The sequence below is a fragment of the Prevotella amnii DSM 23384 = JCM 14753 genome (assembly GCF_000378745.1).
Taxonomy (GTDB): domain Bacteria; phylum Bacteroidota; class Bacteroidia; order Bacteroidales; family Bacteroidaceae; genus Prevotella; species Prevotella amnii.
In genome coordinates, this window is record NZ_KB905272.1 from 16494 (window position 1) to 34080 (window position 17587).

The 17587-nt window shown below is 32.8% G+C and carries 13 protein-coding genes and 3 tRNA genes; 5 read left to right on the top strand and 11 right to left on the bottom strand.

Going from position 1 to position 17587, the window contains the following annotated elements:
• Positions 1-136 precede the first annotated feature (136 nt).
• Positions 137-1537 carry a C1 family peptidase gene (locus tag F596_RS0104225; RefSeq protein WP_019035984.1) on the bottom strand — a complete coding sequence of 467 codons (1401 nt, stop codon included), beginning with the start codon at positions 1535-1537 and terminating at the stop codon, positions 137-139.
• A gap of 890 nt (positions 1538-2427) precedes the next feature.
• Between F596_RS0104225 and F596_RS0104235 the strand changes: the two genes are divergently transcribed.
• The 4 genes from F596_RS0104235 to F596_RS0104250 all read left to right on the top strand — a co-directional run bounded on the left by F596_RS0104235 (position 2428) and on the right by F596_RS0104250 (position 5745).
• The gene (locus tag F596_RS0104235; protein WP_024992723.1) at positions 2428-4737 is read left to right on the top strand and encodes an outer membrane beta-barrel protein; all 2310 of its coding nucleotides are present in this window, start codon (positions 2428-2430) and stop codon (positions 4735-4737) included.
• A gap of 419 nt (positions 4738-5156) precedes the next feature.
• Positions 5157-5230: transfer RNA gene (locus tag F596_RS0104240), tRNA-Met, on the top strand.
• A gap of 138 nt (positions 5231-5368) precedes the next feature.
• Positions 5369-5443, top strand: a tRNA-Val gene (locus F596_RS0104245).
• 68 nt (positions 5444-5511) lie between these two features.
• Positions 5512-5745 carry a YecH family metal-binding protein gene (locus tag F596_RS0104250; RefSeq protein WP_008446801.1) on the top strand — a complete coding sequence of 78 codons (234 nt, stop codon included), beginning with the start codon at positions 5512-5514 and terminating at the stop codon, positions 5743-5745.
• Positions 5746-6140: 395 nt separating this feature from the next.
• Here the strand turns inward: F596_RS0104250 and F596_RS0104255 are convergent.
• From F596_RS0104255 to dnaN, 7 genes are all read right to left on the bottom strand, one after another.
• A tRNA-Arg gene (locus F596_RS0104255) sits at positions 6141-6215 on the bottom strand.
• 305 nt (positions 6216-6520) lie between these two features.
• Entirely contained in the window at positions 6521-7039 is a 519-nt protein-coding gene (locus F596_RS0104260; RefSeq protein WP_008446796.1) for an isoprenylcysteine carboxyl methyltransferase family protein, read from the bottom strand.
• Between the two features lie 88 nt (positions 7040-7127).
• The gene (locus F596_RS0104265) at positions 7128-8786 is read right to left on the bottom strand and encodes a tetratricopeptide repeat protein (RefSeq protein WP_019035986.1); all 1659 of its coding nucleotides are present in this window, start codon (positions 8784-8786) and stop codon (positions 7128-7130) included.
• A 10-nt stretch (positions 8787-8796) separates the two neighbouring features.
• Entirely contained in the window at positions 8797-10458 is a 1662-nt protein-coding gene (recN, locus tag F596_RS0104270) for a DNA repair protein RecN (RefSeq protein WP_019035987.1), read from the bottom strand.
• A gap of 91 nt (positions 10459-10549) precedes the next feature.
• Positions 10550-11770 carry a bifunctional phosphopantothenoylcysteine decarboxylase/phosphopantothenate--cysteine ligase CoaBC gene (coaBC, locus tag F596_RS0104275; RefSeq protein WP_019035988.1) on the bottom strand — a complete coding sequence of 407 codons (1221 nt, stop codon included), beginning with the start codon at positions 11768-11770 and terminating at the stop codon, positions 10550-10552.
• Positions 11771-11792: 22 nt separating this feature from the next.
• A complete protein-coding gene (locus F596_RS0104280) occupies positions 11793-12656 on the bottom strand; it encodes a 3'-5' exonuclease (protein ID WP_019035989.1) in 864 nt (287 codons plus the stop codon).
• A 207-nt stretch (positions 12657-12863) separates the two neighbouring features.
• Positions 12864-13988, bottom strand: a complete 1125-nt coding sequence (gene dnaN / locus F596_RS0104285; protein WP_019035990.1) for a DNA polymerase III subunit beta — start codon at positions 13986-13988, stop codon at positions 12864-12866.
• 199 nt (positions 13989-14187) lie between these two features.
• On the opposite strand from dnaN, the gene F596_RS0104290 reads away from it, so the two are divergent.
• Positions 14188-14580 carry a DUF3127 domain-containing protein gene (locus tag F596_RS0104290; protein WP_019035991.1) on the top strand — a complete coding sequence of 131 codons (393 nt, stop codon included), beginning with the start codon at positions 14188-14190 and terminating at the stop codon, positions 14578-14580.
• Positions 14581-14703: 123 nt separating this feature from the next.
• Here F596_RS0104290 and F596_RS0104295 read toward each other — a convergent pair whose 3' ends face one another.
• The 3 genes from F596_RS0104295 to F596_RS0104305 all read right to left on the bottom strand — a co-directional run bounded on the left by F596_RS0104295 (position 14704) and on the right by F596_RS0104305 (position 17572).
• Positions 14704-15651: a DNA/RNA non-specific endonuclease gene (locus tag F596_RS0104295; RefSeq protein ID WP_019035992.1), complete on the bottom strand. Its 948-nt coding sequence runs from the start codon at positions 15649-15651 to the stop codon at positions 14704-14706.
• Between the two features lie 142 nt (positions 15652-15793).
• Positions 15794-16045, bottom strand: coding sequence for a type B 50S ribosomal protein L31 (locus F596_RS0104300; RefSeq protein WP_008446811.1), 252 nt, complete (start codon positions 16043-16045; stop codon positions 15794-15796).
• A gap of 150 nt (positions 16046-16195) precedes the next feature.
• Complete coding sequence (locus F596_RS0104305) at positions 16196-17572, bottom strand: hypothetical protein (RefSeq protein WP_019035993.1); 1377 nt, start codon at positions 17570-17572, stop codon at positions 16196-16198.
• Between the last annotated feature and the right edge of the window lie 15 nt (positions 17573-17587).

Sequence of the window (17587 nt, forward strand, 5' to 3'; positions counted from 1 at the left end):
AAAGCCCTACTCCACCTAAAAAGGGCAAATTGGAAACAACTTATAACATAACATTTTCTACAACAAATAAAAGGACATTTGGAGCTTTCAATATTACCAAATGTCCTTTTCACATATTATCATCTATTTATTTTTTTCATCTATCTTCTCCAAAAAGCGGATCATCAGAGGTTAACATTATAGGTTTTTGGTTAAAAGCTTTTATCATACTTTCAGATGCATATCGCTTATCTACAACAAGACGAAACATATAATTCTCAAACCAACGATTAGTCATAATAAGATAACCATTATGCCCATTTTTAGATCCCCATGAATTTTCTACTTTCCATTTCTTAGGCTTTCCGTTTTCATCTAAATCTACAGCCGTTAAAGTCATAGCATGAGTAGATCCACTATCAAAAGTAGATATACGTTCTGCTTTAGTCATTGTAAAGTCTGTATTGTACAATGTAGCATAATCATAATTCTCTGTGTCTAAAAAACCTAAATTACGATCTAACTGTTTCCCTACATCATAACTCGAATACATTTTTTTCCCATCTTTTAATGAAGCTATTGCAAGTTTTGCTATATCATCTGTTGGCAGATTAAGGTATTTCCAGTTATGCCCATCATAGGTATGCCTGTCATACTCCACTTCATACGTCTTATAATATGGCCTTCGTGGATCATTCATAACCATAAGAAATGTACCATTTAGCGTTGCTCCCACTGTTTCTTTATAAAACTCTTGCGGGGTATAAACCTTAGCTTTAGATACTTGCTTACCATCTTTATTCTTAAAAGCATAAGCAAATTTTTTCACAGGCTCTCCTAAAGATAAAGCAAGCATTCTATATATAGTACCTAACATTTCTGTTTTTCGCAATTTAAGCTCTTTCTTCGATTTTTTACTTGCTACCATTCTCCTTAATTCTAACCCATATTCGCGTAGCTTAGAAGAAATAAGTTTTGCCATACGAGAGGTGTTTTCCGAAGAATAAGTTTCAGGCATAACCTCCATAGGTACTACTCCATATTTTTCTGTTAAATCTGCTACACCGCAGAAAGTTCCACCATCGGAAATAGGATTCTTAAGAAAAAATTGAACCTTAGGGTCTTCCAAAGGCTTGGAAGCATAGTCTATCATGCTTTGAAGCATTAAGTTAGATTTCTCTAATTGGTCATAAAAGCTAAGATAAACATGTGAAAATTCTACCTTCAAGCTATCTTTATGAGCCAAAGCAAAACGAGAGCGCAATACGTTCAATCCCGAAAATAGCCAACAACGTCCTGAACTTTTCTGATTATGAATATTTTGCTTAGGAGTTTCTATACTAAAATAATCGTCAAAGAGAGTCTTGTTCTTAGTGTTGCGTGCAAGGTCATCTATAGAATTTGATGCCATTGCTGTAGCTATAGCCTTAAAACCAGACGATGTTATGTTACTCTCTATCTTTTGTAACATTTGCTGATCTATGCCACCATTACTTGTTTGTGCATTTACTGTAAGCGTTCCAAAAAGTAAAGTTGAGAGAATTAAAAATTTACTCATAAGTTTTTTTTTATTTATTCTTTTATTTATAACTATTTGCTTTACCGTAGATTTTATTTTACTCTACCTAAAACTCTATATAATGCAAAGATATACATTTATAATGATATAATCAAAGAGTTAAAAAAAGAAGTAGTCATAATTTTCTTTTTATTCCTCTAAAAGATATTTAATCTCTTTAAAAAAAGAATTTCAGCTTTATAAACATTCACTCATACATAAAAACATCTATATCTCTTTTTACCTTTATTTAAAATAAAACATAACATAACAATAAAAGAAAAACTACTATCTTAAATACAAAAAGATAACTTTAACTTAGAAAAATAACCTATTTTTATATCAAAAATAGATTAAATTTCCAACAAAAATAATCTATTTTCTTCACAAACACTTTATCTTTTTATAATAAACACACTATCATCTTTCTGATAAAAGAACACACCTTTTGCTATAAAAAGCAAAAATATCAAATCCATGCTTAAAACCAAGAAGAATATTTATACAAAGACAAGCCACGGATATATTTGCAAAAGATTGACAGCAGACAAATAACAATAATAAAAATCTTAAGTTTTAACACATATCAAACAGGAAGATACATATAAAACTACCAAGCATAATATAAGATGTTGCTGTGCATTGATGTAAAAAAGGTGAAGAGGTATTCTTTTATAAGATTGGTGAGAAATTCTAAATACATTATTACACTTTTGTGTAATAATTAAGCCACCTACTCGTTTTTTTTACTTTTAATGTATCGAAATTTAAAAAAAAAACTAATTTTGTAACGAAAACAATCAATTAGTAATATTCAACTTCTATGTAACACAATAAAAAAAATGGGCAATAAAATAATAACAGAAAAATCTTATATAAAGATTAGTCTTATGAAAAAATATCTTTTAATGCTGTCGCTATATATAAGTTTTGTCACTGCCGTTAGTGCACAAAGCATTTCTGGACAGGTAATTGGCACCAACGATCAACCTTTAGAGTTTGCTAACATTGTATTATTACAACAATCTGACAGCTCTTTTATTAAAGGAACCACAAGCAACAGCGATGGCACTTTCACAATACAACAGCCCAATGTAAAGGTGTTTGTCCGTGTGTCTTATATTGGATATGCAACTAAATACTTAGAATCGCAACCCAATATGGGAAAAATCATATTAAAGGCAGATTCAAGTACTTTATCAGAGGTCGTTGTTACTGGCCATAGAAATATGTTCAAAATGGGAAAAGAAGGCATTGTTACAAATGTTTCTAATACCCCTTTAAGCAAAATAGGAACAGCTGAGGACGTGCTGAAATACGTACCCAGCATTTCTAAAAATAACGATGGCTTTAACGTCTTTGGTAAAGGCAAACCTACTTTCTACCTTAACGGCAGACAATTGCAAGACTTGTCTGAGCTCTACCGCTTAAGTTCTGATAAAATAAAAAGCATTGAAGTGATACAGAACCCCGGTTCACAGTATGATGCAACTACTCGTGCCGTTATAAAAATTCGTACTATTCGCCCCAGCGGCGAAGGGTTCGGCGCAAGCATACGTTCATCTTATAGTCAATCGCAGAACATCGATTTAAACGAGCAAATAGATTTAACATACTTTAAAAACGGATTCTATAGTTTTGCCACTTATAATTTCTCTAAAATTGACAACTACCAAAAATCACAAATAGAGCAGACTGTTAAAGCTGATAAGATTTGGAATAAAACCGATAAGCTCGAAGCAAGTGCCAGAAATAAAAATCATAACATAACAGCAGGGTTTAATTATGACATTAACAACAGCCACAGCATGGGTATGAAATACACACTCTCATTCAGCCCATTAGATGTTATAGATACACATACAACAACATCAATACTATCTAACAACATACCATCTGACAATATTGATACCCGCACACACATGAGTCATGACACCAGTCCTTCTCATAATATCAACACGTTTTACAATGGAATGGTTTGGGGCACGAATGTAGATTTAAATATTAATTATATGCTTAGCAAAAACAGTAGCCAGCAAAACAGCGATGAAATTAGTGAAGCTACAATAAGCAAAATTAGTTCAAAAAGCTATATTAAAAACCAAATGTTAGCCGCGAAATTGGTGCTTGGCAGGCAGCTATTTGGAGGAAATATGCGTATCGGCATAGAAACTATCCACACTAATCGTAGTGATAATTACACCATAGACGGCACTGCTATCATACCAAACACTTATAGCACATTAAAAGAAACACAGATTGCTCCTTTTGCCGAATATGAAAGAAACACACCCATAGGACAGATAAATGTTGGAACCCGTTATGAATATGTGGATTTTAAATATTACAACAATGACATTTTAAAAGCTGATCAGAGCCGTTCTTTCAGCAATTTATTTCCCTATTTTTCGCTATCAAACAAAATAGGCAACACAATTCTCAACCTCAGCTATACGGTTAAAACTAAGCGTCCCACATACAGACAGCTGTCAAACAATACCTTATACCTCAATCGTTTTACGCTTCAAACTGGAACCCCAACCCTAAAACCCGAACATATCCACGATGTATCGGCTATGGCTGTATGGAAAATGCTGCAATTCATGGTAAGTTGGCAGCACAATAATAATGCCATAATTCATTGGGACGAAGCTGAACCCAACAATTCTGCCATTACTCGGCTTGAATACAAGAATCTTCATAGCTTAAACAGACTCTTGGCAAATATTGCCTTAGCACCCGCTTTTGGTTCATGGTACCCACAGCTTTCTGTAGGTATAATAAAGCAATGGCTACAACTGGAAACAGCTTATGGTATAGTTGCATTGAATAAACCTATTCTGCAAATAGGCTTCAACAACAGCGTGGCATTGCCTCATAACATAACTATAAACTTAGCAATGAACTATCAATCAAAGGGAAACTACCAGAATGTATACCTTGCTCGCTCCACTTATGCCCTCGATTTATCAGTTACCAAACTATTCTTTAAGGGTGCATTAGAAGTAAACGTTAAAGGGTCTGACCTTTTATATCTGCTCAAGGAAGCCAACTACCTCAACGGCAACCACATCTACATTCAGCAAACCAATCGACATGACAGTCGCGAGGTTGGTATCACACTACGTTATAATTTTAATCTGTCAAAGAACAGCTACAAAGGAAGCGGAGCTGGTAATTCAGAGAAATATAGAATGTAATAAAGTCTTCGCTTTATGTACTGCAAATTTAGAACTATTCTCCATTATGATGGTATTTATATGCTTCCTGTAGTGTAACACTGTTGCCTACGTACTTAATTAGCTAACAGATAGTACTTTTCTCATTGAGAAAGTTTAGAGTTATGAAGAAACTATTATTGAAACTCCACACTATAGTGAAGATAATATGGTTGTAACAGCATTGCATCTAATTCATTTCATAGTGTTATATTATAAATGCTTTAACGATACTGCAATGTTCTATTTTTTTTATCATAATCCTATAATAAGATAAGGCTAAATACGTATTAATTTGATTCAACAAACAGATTAAGAAAATATTTTCTTTAAATAAACTTTGGTCATTCCTAAGTTTTTTCTTAACTTTGCACTCGTTATTCAAAACAACATAAACAAATGGCGGGATAGCTCAGTTGGTTAGAGCGTCGGATTCATAATCCGGAGGTCCGGGGATCGTAGCCCCGTCCCGCTACAAAGGTCATGAAGTTGCTACATAGGCTAATTGAAAAAAAGAGAATAAATATTTATTTCTCATATCGGTTCTGCTTATATATAGTTACCTATAAATTAATTAATCAATTCCTTTTTGCAGCTTCCTTTCAGATAATTAGGGCGTTTAGCTCAGTTGGTTTAGAGCATCTGCCTTACAAGCAGAGGGTCGGCGGTTCGAATCCGTCAACGCCCACATTAGATTAGCCTTACAATTTTATTGTGAGGCTTTTTTGTTTTATTAATTAATAATAATATATATATATGACACATGGACATGAAGTTCTCCACATGATGGAAGGACATAAATATGAAAGCAAAGAACAGTTAATTGAAGCTATTATTAAAACTTTTGGAGCAGAAGAACGTTTTTATACTTGCTCAAGTACTGATATGAGTGCAAGCGAACTTGTAGATTTTCTTATAAAAAGAAGGAAATTTACACCTTTAGATGATAAAACTTTTACAGTAGATACTACGAAAATTTGCAATAATTGATGCTAATTTCATAGCTTTTATATATTTTTTCGCTTCCAAAGGTGCTTATAAATATTTCATCTTTGCATTATATTTTAAAATTATATATTAACGATAAAAATAACTATCTTATCGTTTCTTCATTTTTACAAATAGAGTAATATAAATCAATTCTGATAAAAGATAAAATAATTTTATATTACTGACAAGTAACAACTTTTATAAATTTCCAAAATTATGGCTGATACTGCTCACAAAGTACCAGCCTTTTGGATATTCTTTTTACTACTATGCAATATAGCTTAAATAAATAACATAACATACTTTCTAATAAGCAAGTATCTTAAAAGAAAGTTACTTAAAAATGTTTTGCCTTTTAGCTTGTAGCAAGTTCTCTATGATTATTTCAAAAGAAGTGATTCCGTTGGGGTTCGAACCCAAGACCCACAGCTTAGAAGGCTGTTGCTCTAATCCAACTGAGCTACGGAACCAACACTTTCGCATGCAAAATTAATACTTTTATTATTACTTACCAAATTTATAACATAGTATTTAAACATATAATCGCTGCTCTTTTGTTTTAAACAGCGTATATTTTACAAATACCTCCCTATTGGTTAAATTTATTAGACAATTTGTCAATGATAAAAGGTGGTACATATCATCATACTTTTAGAATGCACCTGTAAACAGAAATTGCAGTTTTTTATAATGTAACCTTATCTCTATTCTTCCTATTATAAGACACACAGAATAACTCTGATACACATTAATTTAATTAAACCAATAGGAATAGTTATACTTTATCTAACATACCTTCCATTGCTCGTTCTTCTTGCTTTATACGTATAAATAATAAACATAAATACACAGGGAAACCAATAAAAAAAGTTATACAAGAATTACAAAGCAAAGCTACACCTAATAATTCAGGTATTATATTAAGGAAATAATTTGGATGCCTAACTGTACGAAACAATAAACTACGTTCTATTCGCTGATTAGGCAAAACGTATAATTTTACTGTCCATATATCTCTTAACTTATACATAACATAAAACAGCATAATATAAGCAAAAGACATAACGATTACACCTAATAAAGAATAATTATTAAAATAAGTCCTATTAGTATATGACTCATAAAGAGCTCCAAAGTAATAAGCTATATGAGCTAATGTAAGCAAAAGAGAATTAAACTTACCATGTTGTTTTGCCCCTTTTTTTATCAACTGTTTTTCATTGCGTATAGAAAACGATAAAGAGATAAGTCTCAATATAAAGAAAAAAATAAATATAGAAATAATATTATTCATAATTGTTATCAATAAAATAAAATTAAAATATGATACTTTTTATTTGAAATTCGTTATAGTATTTTTGTTTTATACGTTTGCTAACATGCTATTTATATTTCTTAAGAAAGCTATCAGCCTGTTTATTGCCAAGTTCTTTTGCCTTGATAATATTCCCTACCCCCTCGGTTTTTTCTTTCAATTCACATTGAGAAATACCTAAAATAAGATAAGCTTCAGCAGCTTTAGGATCTATCTTAATTGCTTCTTTTGCAATATTCTTTGCTACATCATACTTTCCTATCCGCAATAATAAATTAGCAGCTTCAATAGGAAAAAGTACCTCCTTAGGGTCGAGACGAGCAGCAATAGCTATATCTTGTATAGCTTGTTGCCACATCTTTGCTTTTACTTCACATTGTTCACGATTATAATAAAAATCAGAAGATAAACCTCCTTTATTTAAATTCTCATAAACATAATAATCCTTTACCGCCAAACGGTAACGACCCATCTTCTGTAACTGCTGACCTCTAACAAAAAAATAAGGAGCAGATGTTGCCACATAAGGCGTATCACACAATTCTACACTTTGATCAAGCAACCTTAAAATTTCTTCATCTGAAGCATTAAGATGTTGTTTACTCTGAGCCATTTCAAGATACAGCTCAGGATTTTTTATATCTGTTTTTGTTAAAGCCTCAAAAGCTGCATAAGCTTTATTATAATCTCCTTCAGAATAAATTATCTGTGCTTGCAAATGCTTATAAATGTTCATAGGCTTTATACTATAAGCTATTTCTGCCTCTTGCTTTGCCTTATCTAAGCTCCAACCTATAGACTTTACCTTGGCAAACAAAGAACTATCTACACATGCAAGATACATATTTCGTGCATAATTAAAATGGGCTTCATCTTTAGCAGACACATTCTTTATAGCTTCTCTCATAGCTTTCTCTGCACCTACTATATCACCCATTACTAACAACTTATTTGCATAAATATTATATCCCTCTGCTGCCTTTGGAAATTTATTTATAAAATCTTGTATCGTTGCTTTATAAATTTCTAAAGGTTTCTCACTTGATAACACCAAGGCTACTAAAGCCTCTTCCTGAGAGTCTGGCAAACCTATACGAATAGAACTTGTTCGCATAATGTTATCATTTTGAGATAGCCCCGTAAGTTTAAAATCATTGACATATCTTACATCTGTAGCACACTGTTGAGATGATGATATACTAAATAAGCCTAAAACCTTACCCTTATCATCAACAACAGCCGCACCATTCATTTGCTCAGAAGCAGCAGAACTGAGCAAACTATAATTATATTGCCTCTTAAACTTTTCTATTCCTGTTACAGTAGCCTTAATAGATGCTCCTGTTTTTGGGGTAGGAGTTACCCATACTGTCTGGTCTTTATTTATAACAGATGCTAAAGAAGCTGCAGAGACACTACCTTTTATACGAAACTTAACAAGATTATAAATCTCGTCAGCCCCAAGTAAACACTCCACATCATGGCTAATACCATTAGCATCAATCACCACAGCTTTATCTGCACCTATAAAAGGAGTCCATAAGCTTACCCCTACTCCATCGCTACTTATAAATACTCCATTTGCCCTACCTAACAACGAACCATCAGATTTAAACGTAGTGAGTGTAAAACAACTTCTTGCCGTTTTCTTAACACTTGATGGCTGAGCTACACTATACTGTAACAAAAAAAACAAAAGATATAATATAGTTTTTACCTTTTTCATAAACACTTCCTTATTTAGATTGTTTTATTAATTCACGTGCATTCAGAAGAGCAGCATCTGTAACATCTTCACCAGAGAGCATCTGTGCTATCTCTTGCACTCGCTCATCTATAGAAAGTTCTCTCATTTTACTACGTGTTCCTAATTCTGTATCTTCCTTTTCCACCTTATAGTGAGTACTACCAAAAGCAGCTATCTGCGGAAGATGTGTTATAGAAATAACCTGTCTCGCAGTTCCGCCCATATTCTTCATTATCATTGCCATTTTCTCTGCTACTTTACCACTCACTCCTGTATCTATTTCATCAAAAATAATTGTAGGCAGCTTTACTGCTCCACTCAACATAGCTTTCAATGACAACATCACACGAGCTATTTCGCCACCTGATGCTATTTGAGCTATCGGCTCTAATGCTGTTCCTATATTGGCAGAAAAAAGGAATTGCACTTTGTCACTTCCATTTAATGATAATGCTTTTTCTCCTATTTCAACTTTAAACTGAACCTTTGGAATACCAAGAGGAATAAGACGTTTACGCATCTCTTCTTCTATCTGACTTGCTACTTTAGTTCTAACAGAAGTAAGATTTTTAGATAACCGTTCAGCTTCCTTCTTCCAATGTTCTACCGCTTTATGCAATGAGGATAGCTCCTCATCACTATTATCTATATTTTGTAACTGTCTATCTATATTATCCCTAAGCTCAATAAGCTGAACATCACCTTCTGCATGATATTTACGCTCAAGTGCAAATATCAATTCCATTCTTTGATTAATTTCTTCCAAATGCTTAGGATCATATTCTATTTCCTCTACATCTGTACTCAATTCGCCTACAATATCTTTCAGTTCAATATACGATTCCTTTATACGCTGTGCTAATGTTTTAATTTTTGGATACATTATCATTATCCTATCTATAATTTCAGATACATTATATAAGTTATCCAAAATAGCATTATCATCATTTAATAATCTGACAGCTTGATATAGAGAATTCTTAATATCTTCTGAATGAGAAAGTATTTTAGACTCTTGTTCCAATGCTTCTTGCTCTCCTGCAACAAGATTAGCTGCGTCTAACTCGTTATACTGAAAACGCAAAAAATCTTCATTCTCTTTTGCTTTTTCCAGCTTTTCTGTTTGTAATATAAGTTCACTTTCTGCTCTTTTGTACTGCAAAAAAGCTTTCTTATATTCACTCAACTCTTCTTCATCATGCGCAATAGTATCAACAACGTTAAGTTGGAAATCTTCCTTTTGTAATAAAAGATTCTGATGTTGAGAATGAATATCAATAAGTTTCTCCCCTAATATGCGCATTCCTTGTAGGGATATAGGAGTGTCATTAATAAAAGCACGAGACTTACCGTTTACCATCAATTCACGCCTAAGAATAGTATCTTTTGGCTCAAAATCTATATTTAGATCCTCAAAATAACTCTTATAATTATATTGTGATATATCAAAATGCGCCTCAACAACACACTTTTTCTCTCCACTTTTTATCATCTTACTATCTGCGCGATTGCCTAATAATAAGCCAATTGCGCCCAAAATAATACTCTTACCTGCTCCAGTTTCTCCTGTTATCACAGAAAAGCCTGCATGGAAAGATATATCTAACTGATCAATAAGCGTAAAATTCTTTATATACAAATTCTTTAACATAAATATATCTATATTTCTGTAGGTAACGAAGATTTATTCTTATATCTTATAAATATCGCTCTTTCTTACTATCTTAAAAAAATATTCTTTTTTAAAGTATTTTTTTTAGTTCATTCACTATATCTTTTGCCACATCTTTCTTTGACTTTTTCTCAAAATATACCTTTCTATCATGTGAAATAATAGTAATTTGATTATCATCAGAACGAAAAGTTGTGTTTGGTATACGTGTAGAATTTAATACTATAAAATCGGCATTTTTACGTTCTAATTTTTGCTTTGCATTTGTTTCTTCATTGCTCACTTCCAATGCAAAAGCCACTATACGTTGGTTATGTTTTTTCATTTTCCCCACAGCTGCCGCAATATCTTGTGTTGATTGAAGTTGTAAAGTTAAGCCTTTACCTTCTCGTTTTATCTTCATATCAGATATAACTTGTGGCTTAAAATCTGCCACAGCTGCACTAAGTATAGCAACATCTGCCTCTGGAAAACGTGCAACAACAGCATCATACATCTCTTTTGTCGACTCTACATCTATCCGCTCTATACTCTCACTACATTGTAAGTTCACAGGGCCTGATACTAATATTACCTTAGCACCTCTACACGCACATTCTTCTGCCAAGCAAAAACCCATTTTCCCTGAAGAATAATTACCTATAAAACGTACAGGGTCAATTTTCTCATAAGTAGGTCCCGCAGTAATAAGGATAGTCTTTCCTATAAGATCTTTTTGCTTTGTAAAACTAACATTCCAATTACCTTTCTTAGAAAAGAAATCTTCTATATATGATACTATTCTTTCAGGCTCCTCCATACGACCTTTTCCTTCTAAACCACTAGCAAGAAAGCCACTAACAGGATCAATTATATAATTACCATACCCCTGCAATATTTCTATATTATGTTTAGTAGAGGGATGCTGATACATATCCAAATCCATAGCTGGCGCAACAAAAACAGGAGCCTTCATAGAAAGATAAGTAGTAATTAGCATATTATCTGCTACACCATTAGCCATCTTAGACAACGTGCTTGCAGTGCAAGGGGCTATCAACATAGCATCTGCCCATAACCCAAGTTCTACATGTGAATGCCATGTACCATCACGCTGTGCAAAGAAATCACTAATTACAGGCTTGCTTGTAAGTGCCGATAAAGTAATTGGAGTAATAAACTCCTTTCCATTAGGTGTTATTACCACCTGCACCTCTGCTCCTTTTTTTATAAACTCACGCACTATAAGGCAGCTCTTATAAGCAGCTATAGAGCCTGTAATACCTAATACTATCTTCTTACCTCTAAGCATTCTTAATATAAACTTTTAGAAATTAACCATTCATACGATTACTAAATTCACGTAAACGGATTATAGTAAGAACCTGCTTAGTATTATAAGTAAAATCACTACCTAACATCCAACTAAAATATCCAGGATCTCGGTGTAACACTTCAGCTACATCCCAGCCTTTATATTTCCCAAAATTAAACACTTCATGCCTACGAGGAACTCCATTATCATCTAAAATCACATTACCCTCCTTATCAGTTTCATCTTTCCAGATAATTCTACCTGCAAAATCAACAAAATCATTCATCTTTGAAAAATCAGCTAAAGCATCTACACTGTTTTCCAATATACGTTTCTCATCTGTCTGATTCTTAGAAGAATACATCTCTATTTCACCTTGTAAAACTGCCCAAGTAGCCTCTGTATCTTGATCTGCACGATGCGCTTTAAAATCTTCTTCCATTTTCCTACCACAATAAAACTCATAAGCTGCAGCAAGATTCCTACGTTCCATCTTATGAAAAATACTTTGTGCATCAACTAACTGACATTTAGAAAAATCAAACTCTATACCTGCCCTTAAAAATTCTTCTGCAAGCATAGGAATATCAAAGCGATTAGAATTAAAACCTGCAAAATCACATCCTGTAAATCTCAAAGATAACTCCTTTCCTTTCTCTTTAAAGGTAGGAGCTTTTGCTACATCTTCATTTGTTATACCTGTAAGAGCTATAACCTCTTCGGGAATCTGTTTCCCAGGATTGATAAAAATATTTTCACGCTCTTCCTTTCCATCTGGATAAACTTTTATATATGATATTTGAATAATACGATCATTAACAAGATCTAATCCTGTCGTTTCAAGATCGAATACAATTAAAGGACGTTTTAATTTTAACTTCATTATTTTCTCCTTAATTTATTAAAAGACTTCTACAAAAACATATCATCTCTATTCTTCTATTCTTAATATGTTATTTTATAGAATCTTACTTTACATAACAGAGCGGACTATTATTCTTTTTTATATACTTTATTTTAAAAAAAAGAGAAAGCTCAAAGATACATTTCTTCTCTCTGTGCTTTCTCTTTTCAATATTATTTTTTTATTTTAATCATTCAACAACATTGGCATAATAAGCATTAATACATCTACATTCTCTAATTGTTTATTAGGAAGAACTATGCCTGCACGTGAAGGATCAGCAAGCTCTATTGTAACATCATCACCATCAAGATTATTTAATATATCAAGCATACTAGTTCCTTTAAAACCTATACTCATAGCATTGCCAGCATAATTACATACAACGCTTTCTTTTGCACTTGTAGAAAAATCAATATCTTCAGCATTAAGAGTAAGCACTCCTTGTTCTATCCGAAAACGTATCAATGGTGAAGCCTCACTAGCAAAAGGCAATACACGACGAATAGCCCCTATAAGAGAACGACGATCTATAACTATCTGATTAGGATTTGCGACAGGAATAACGCTATTATAATTAGGGAATCTACCTTCTATAAGTCGACAAGAAAGATTACCTTCTGCATAAGAAATTTCTGCAGAACGCTGATCATATCTAATAATAACATCTCCACCATCTTTAGACAACACATTTTTCAATAAGTTTGCAGGCTTCTTAGGAAGGATAAATGCTGACTCTTTATCACTTTTAATTGTAAAAATCTTATTACGAACAAGTTTTTGACCATCAGTAGCAACTATAGATAAACTATCTGACAAAAGATCAAAGTAAAGACCATTCATAACAGGACGAAGCTCATCTTGTGCTGTAGCAAACAAAGATCGAGTAATTGCATCTACCAAAATATTAGAATCAATTACAATCGTTGTCGCATCTGAAGATACAGATTGAACTCTTGGATATTCCTCTGCCGAAAAGATTGGAAAATTATAAGAGCCATTCTGATAAGTTATATATATCTTCTGCTCATTCATATTAACATCCAACGAAAGAGGCTGTTCAGGCAATTCTTTTACAGCATCAATAATAGTTTGATTATTAACAGCAAAGCTCGCTTCACCATCAGCACTATCAAGTTCTATTATACAATGTATTGTATTTTCACTATCCGAAGCTGTAATAGTCAACTGGTTATTCTTTATTTCAAACAAAAAGCAATCAAGGATAGCTATAGCATTCTTGTTAGCTATAACCTTAGACAGTGTTTGTAATTTGCTGCTCAATAACGAGCTTGAAAGATTAAATATCATCAATATATCTTGTTTAGTTAATACTCTACATGAAATTATATCATAAAAGAAATAACCTTCTTTTACAACTTTCCACTATTAGAGTACAAAAATACAAAAAACACATATCATTAACAAAAATAGATAGTAAAAGTTTCGATTTTTAGAACTATTTTAGTAATTTCGCAGACAGAATAATAAAATAAAAACGATAAAATATATGGATTTGACTGGTAAAGTTATTGCTGTTTTGCCTCCACGTGAAGGAACTTCAGCGCGTGGTGCATGGAAATCGCAAGAATATGTTATTGAAACTCATGACCAATATCCACGTAAGATGGTCTTTAATATCTTTGGAGCTGACAAAATAGATCAGTTTGCTATAAAAGCCGGAGAAGAACTAACCGTAAGTTTCGACATTGATGCTCATGAATATAATGGTCGTTGGTTTAACAATATACGTGCATGGAATATTCAGCGTATAGATGCTGCTGCTGCACAAGCTGCTAGTCCTATACCTGCTGCACAACCCCAAGCTGAAACTCCACAACAAGCTACACCTTTTCCTCCTGCTACTGAAAGTACTGAGTCGACAGACGACCTCCCGTTCTAAGTAATATAATATTATAAATATAACAAATATGATTAAGGCTCAGCAGGTAATACCTGCTGAGCCTTTTCTTACTATAGTAAAAAGAAAAATATCTTTATCACCTTACCTTTGGCACTTACTTTCTTATTTAATATTCCACATAACAGCCATTTGCTCTGAAGTCATATTCTCAAAATAATCTTGATCTTCTTTTGAGAACCGTGCAAAAAAATTAATCCCAGTCAGCTTTTCTATCTCGCGAATAGGTTTTAAGAAAGTTTTCATCTGCCCCCTAGCATCTGACTTTTTATGCTCTATCCAAAAAGATAACGCCTTATAACTCCACTTTCCATTAATATCTTTATACTTCAATACCTGTAAAGAATAAAAATACTTCGGAACTATCAATCCTCTAACATTCTCTTTTATCTGATCAGGATTATCAATAGTACATCCACGAACCACGAACATAGTGTCTATATTACTTACGTTTATAGCCTCTCTAAACTTACTTCTAACTAATTCCTCCATAAGTGCCCAAGCACCAGGAGAAGCATTAAAACTATTTTGAATCTGAGGAGCCATATTTGTTAGATAAAACGTTTGCTTCTGCGCTTCTTCATCACTTTTTCTATCAGCAGAAGCGATAAGATGCCCATGACTATATCCACTTCCTTTAATTAAATCCTTTAAAAACTCAGTAGAAGAAAAACTAGGATCAAACAGATAATTGGTTTTACTTTTACCCTTCCCTTCAGTTTTCCCATAACGTGGGATATTACCAAAAACATTATGACTATTCATTTGAAAAGCTACCCAACGTGTGGCCTGTTTATCCTTATCAAACTCTACAGTATAATTTACCTCGCCATTTTTAAGCTTGTGCGTTACTACTTTACTATTGCCACCATGAAAAGAAGGTAACTCGGAAAGCGATTTTATAACCGTACCACCATCACTTGGCACTTTAGGCTTACCACCTCTATCTATATTATAAGCCAACACCCTACCCTCATCATCTACTGTGCATGAAAGAAGATTTAGGACCAAAGCAAACGACAGAGAGAATACAAAGATTGATGATTTTTTCATTTTCTGTTCCTCTAAATAGTTAATATACTTATTATATACATTATCAATTATATAAACACAAAGATAACAAATAAAATGCGAATGAACGCATATGCAACTACGTTTATTCGCATTTTATTATTATATATAAAAATGTATTAAGCTACTTCTTTAACTTACCATAGCGGTGCATAAAGCGGTCTACACGACCAGCTGTATCAACAAGCTTACTCTTACCTGTATAAAAAGGATGAGAGGTACTTGAGATTTCTACTTTTACCAAAGGGTAAGTTTCGCCTTCAAAATCTACTGTTTCTGTTGATTTACATGTAGACTGTGAAAGGAACATATCACCGTTAGACATATCCTTAAATACGACGGGGCGATAGTTTTCTGGATGAATACCTTTTTTCATTTTATTTTTCTATTTAATTTTATAATAACCTTTTTATTTGTTAAGTATAGCTCATTCTTATACCAATAAGCACTTAACAGGGTGCAAAGTTACAAATATTTATGCACTTGTCCAAATATTTTAAAAACTAAATATATTATACCCATAAGATTAATTAGCGTAAACTATCTTAATGGACTTAATTCGTAATTGGATTCCTTTAGAAGTGCTTTCAAAATCATTAACAATCTTTACTTTATTAGAAGACAATCCATTAAACTGCACCTCTGACAAACTTACTTTTGTTATCTTAACCTTATTACTGCCACTTTCTGCATAAGCTATATCATTACCATTATAAGGTTCTTTCTTTTTTACATCTATTATAATAACGATCTGCTTAATAACCTTTGAGCATTCTATAGCTAAAGAATTCTTAGCATACATTCTCATAGAATGATATTTTGCGAAATATTTAGGATGATTAGAACCACCATTCTGAGCAAATGTAAGCTTTGTGCCATCTTTAGCTTCATAAGATACATCTATTTTATCTTCCTTGCCAAAATCTGAACAATCAATGATCGTTTCCGCACCAACAGGTGTCGTTGGATTAGTATTAGGATCTTCTTGAAGAGGAGTAGCACCTTCACCAGTTATATTAACTATTACACTACCCTTATCCATTTCATAAATAGTCTTTTCTTGATTAGTTTTTTTATCTTTCTTTTGGAAAGGCATAAGGTATCCCTTTACAATAACAGTTTGACCTTTTTTCAAATCTGTATTAGCAGAAAACTTAACTCCACCTTTATTTAAACCTGCGTAAATCTGAATTTCCTCTGTACTTCCATCTGTCTTAATTTTATAAGATAAAGAACCATCAGCATTTAATTTATCCCAGACATCAGTGATAACACCCTTTACATAAGCCTGTGCTGCCAACTTAGAATTAGATTCTTTAATCTTAGCTACTGCTTCATCTGTTGTCCATGCTGTAGCTTCTGTATTTAAATCGGGTAAAATAGGAGGAGTAGCTCCCTTTATCAAACTAACAATTTTGCTAGTTTTATCTACTTCCATTATAGTTTTACCTGTTTTTTTATTAGTATAACTCTTCAAATTACCTATAAGAACAACTTGATCTCCTACATTAAGATCTGTTTCTGCTTTAAAATCTGCACCATTAAGACCTTTACCAGAATATACCTGAATATATTCTGTATTACCTTTTTCGTCAACAATATTATAGGAAATGCTCTTATATGTAGAATTATAAGCTATTACCTTACTTATTATACCTTTTATATATGCCAAGCCTTTTACACTACCATTTGCATCTTTTATCTTCTGTATAGCTTGAGCTACTGTCCATGCTGTTTCCTGAGTATTTAATATATCAGTAGTAGCACTACCACCACCTGTATTAGGATTAGGATTTTTACTTTCATCATAGTTAATACTATAAGGTGCTGGAACATCCTCACAACTTGTAAAAGCAATAACAATTAACGTTATAGCCAATAATGGAATTAATACCTTCTTCATCTTATTTATTTTTCT

What these genes read in the sequence shown, in the direction of transcription:
- F596_RS0104225 (WP_019035984.1), bottom strand. Translation starts at nt 1,537, where the DNA reads ATGAGTAAATTTTTAATTCTCTCAACTTTACTTTTTGGAACGCTTACA.
- F596_RS0104235 (WP_024992723.1), top strand. Translation starts at nt 2,428, where the DNA reads ATGAAAAAATATCTTTTAATGCTGTCGCTATATATAAGTTTTGTCACT.
- F596_RS0104250 (WP_008446801.1), top strand. Translation starts at nt 5,512, where the DNA reads ATGACACATGGACATGAAGTTCTCCACATGATGGAAGGACATAAATAT.
- F596_RS0104260 (WP_008446796.1), bottom strand. Translation starts at nt 7,039, where the DNA reads ATGAATAATATTATTTCTATATTTATTTTTTTCTTTATATTGAGACTT.
- F596_RS0104265 (WP_019035986.1), bottom strand. Translation starts at nt 8,786, where the DNA reads ATGAAAAAGGTAAAAACTATATTATATCTTTTGTTTTTTTTGTTACAG.
- recN (WP_019035987.1), bottom strand. Translation starts at nt 10,458, where the DNA reads ATGTTAAAGAATTTGTATATAAAGAATTTTACGCTTATTGATCAGTTA.
- coaBC (WP_019035988.1), bottom strand. Translation starts at nt 11,770, where the DNA reads ATGCTTAGAGGTAAGAAGATAGTATTAGGTATTACAGGCTCTATAGCT.
- F596_RS0104280 (WP_019035989.1), bottom strand. Translation starts at nt 12,656, where the DNA reads ATGAAGTTAAAATTAAAACGTCCTTTAATTGTATTCGATCTTGAAACG.
- dnaN (WP_019035990.1), bottom strand. Translation starts at nt 13,988, where the DNA reads ATGATATTTAATCTTTCAAGCTCGTTATTGAGCAGCAAATTACAAACA.
- F596_RS0104290 (WP_019035991.1), top strand. Translation starts at nt 14,188, where the DNA reads ATGGATTTGACTGGTAAAGTTATTGCTGTTTTGCCTCCACGTGAAGGA.
- F596_RS0104295 (WP_019035992.1), bottom strand. Translation starts at nt 15,651, where the DNA reads ATGAAAAAATCATCAATCTTTGTATTCTCTCTGTCGTTTGCTTTGGTC.
- F596_RS0104300 (WP_008446811.1), bottom strand. Translation starts at nt 16,045, where the DNA reads ATGAAAAAAGGTATTCATCCAGAAAACTATCGCCCCGTCGTATTTAAG.
- F596_RS0104305 (WP_019035993.1), bottom strand. Translation starts at nt 17,572, where the DNA reads ATGAAGAAGGTATTAATTCCATTATTGGCTATAACGTTAATTGTTATT.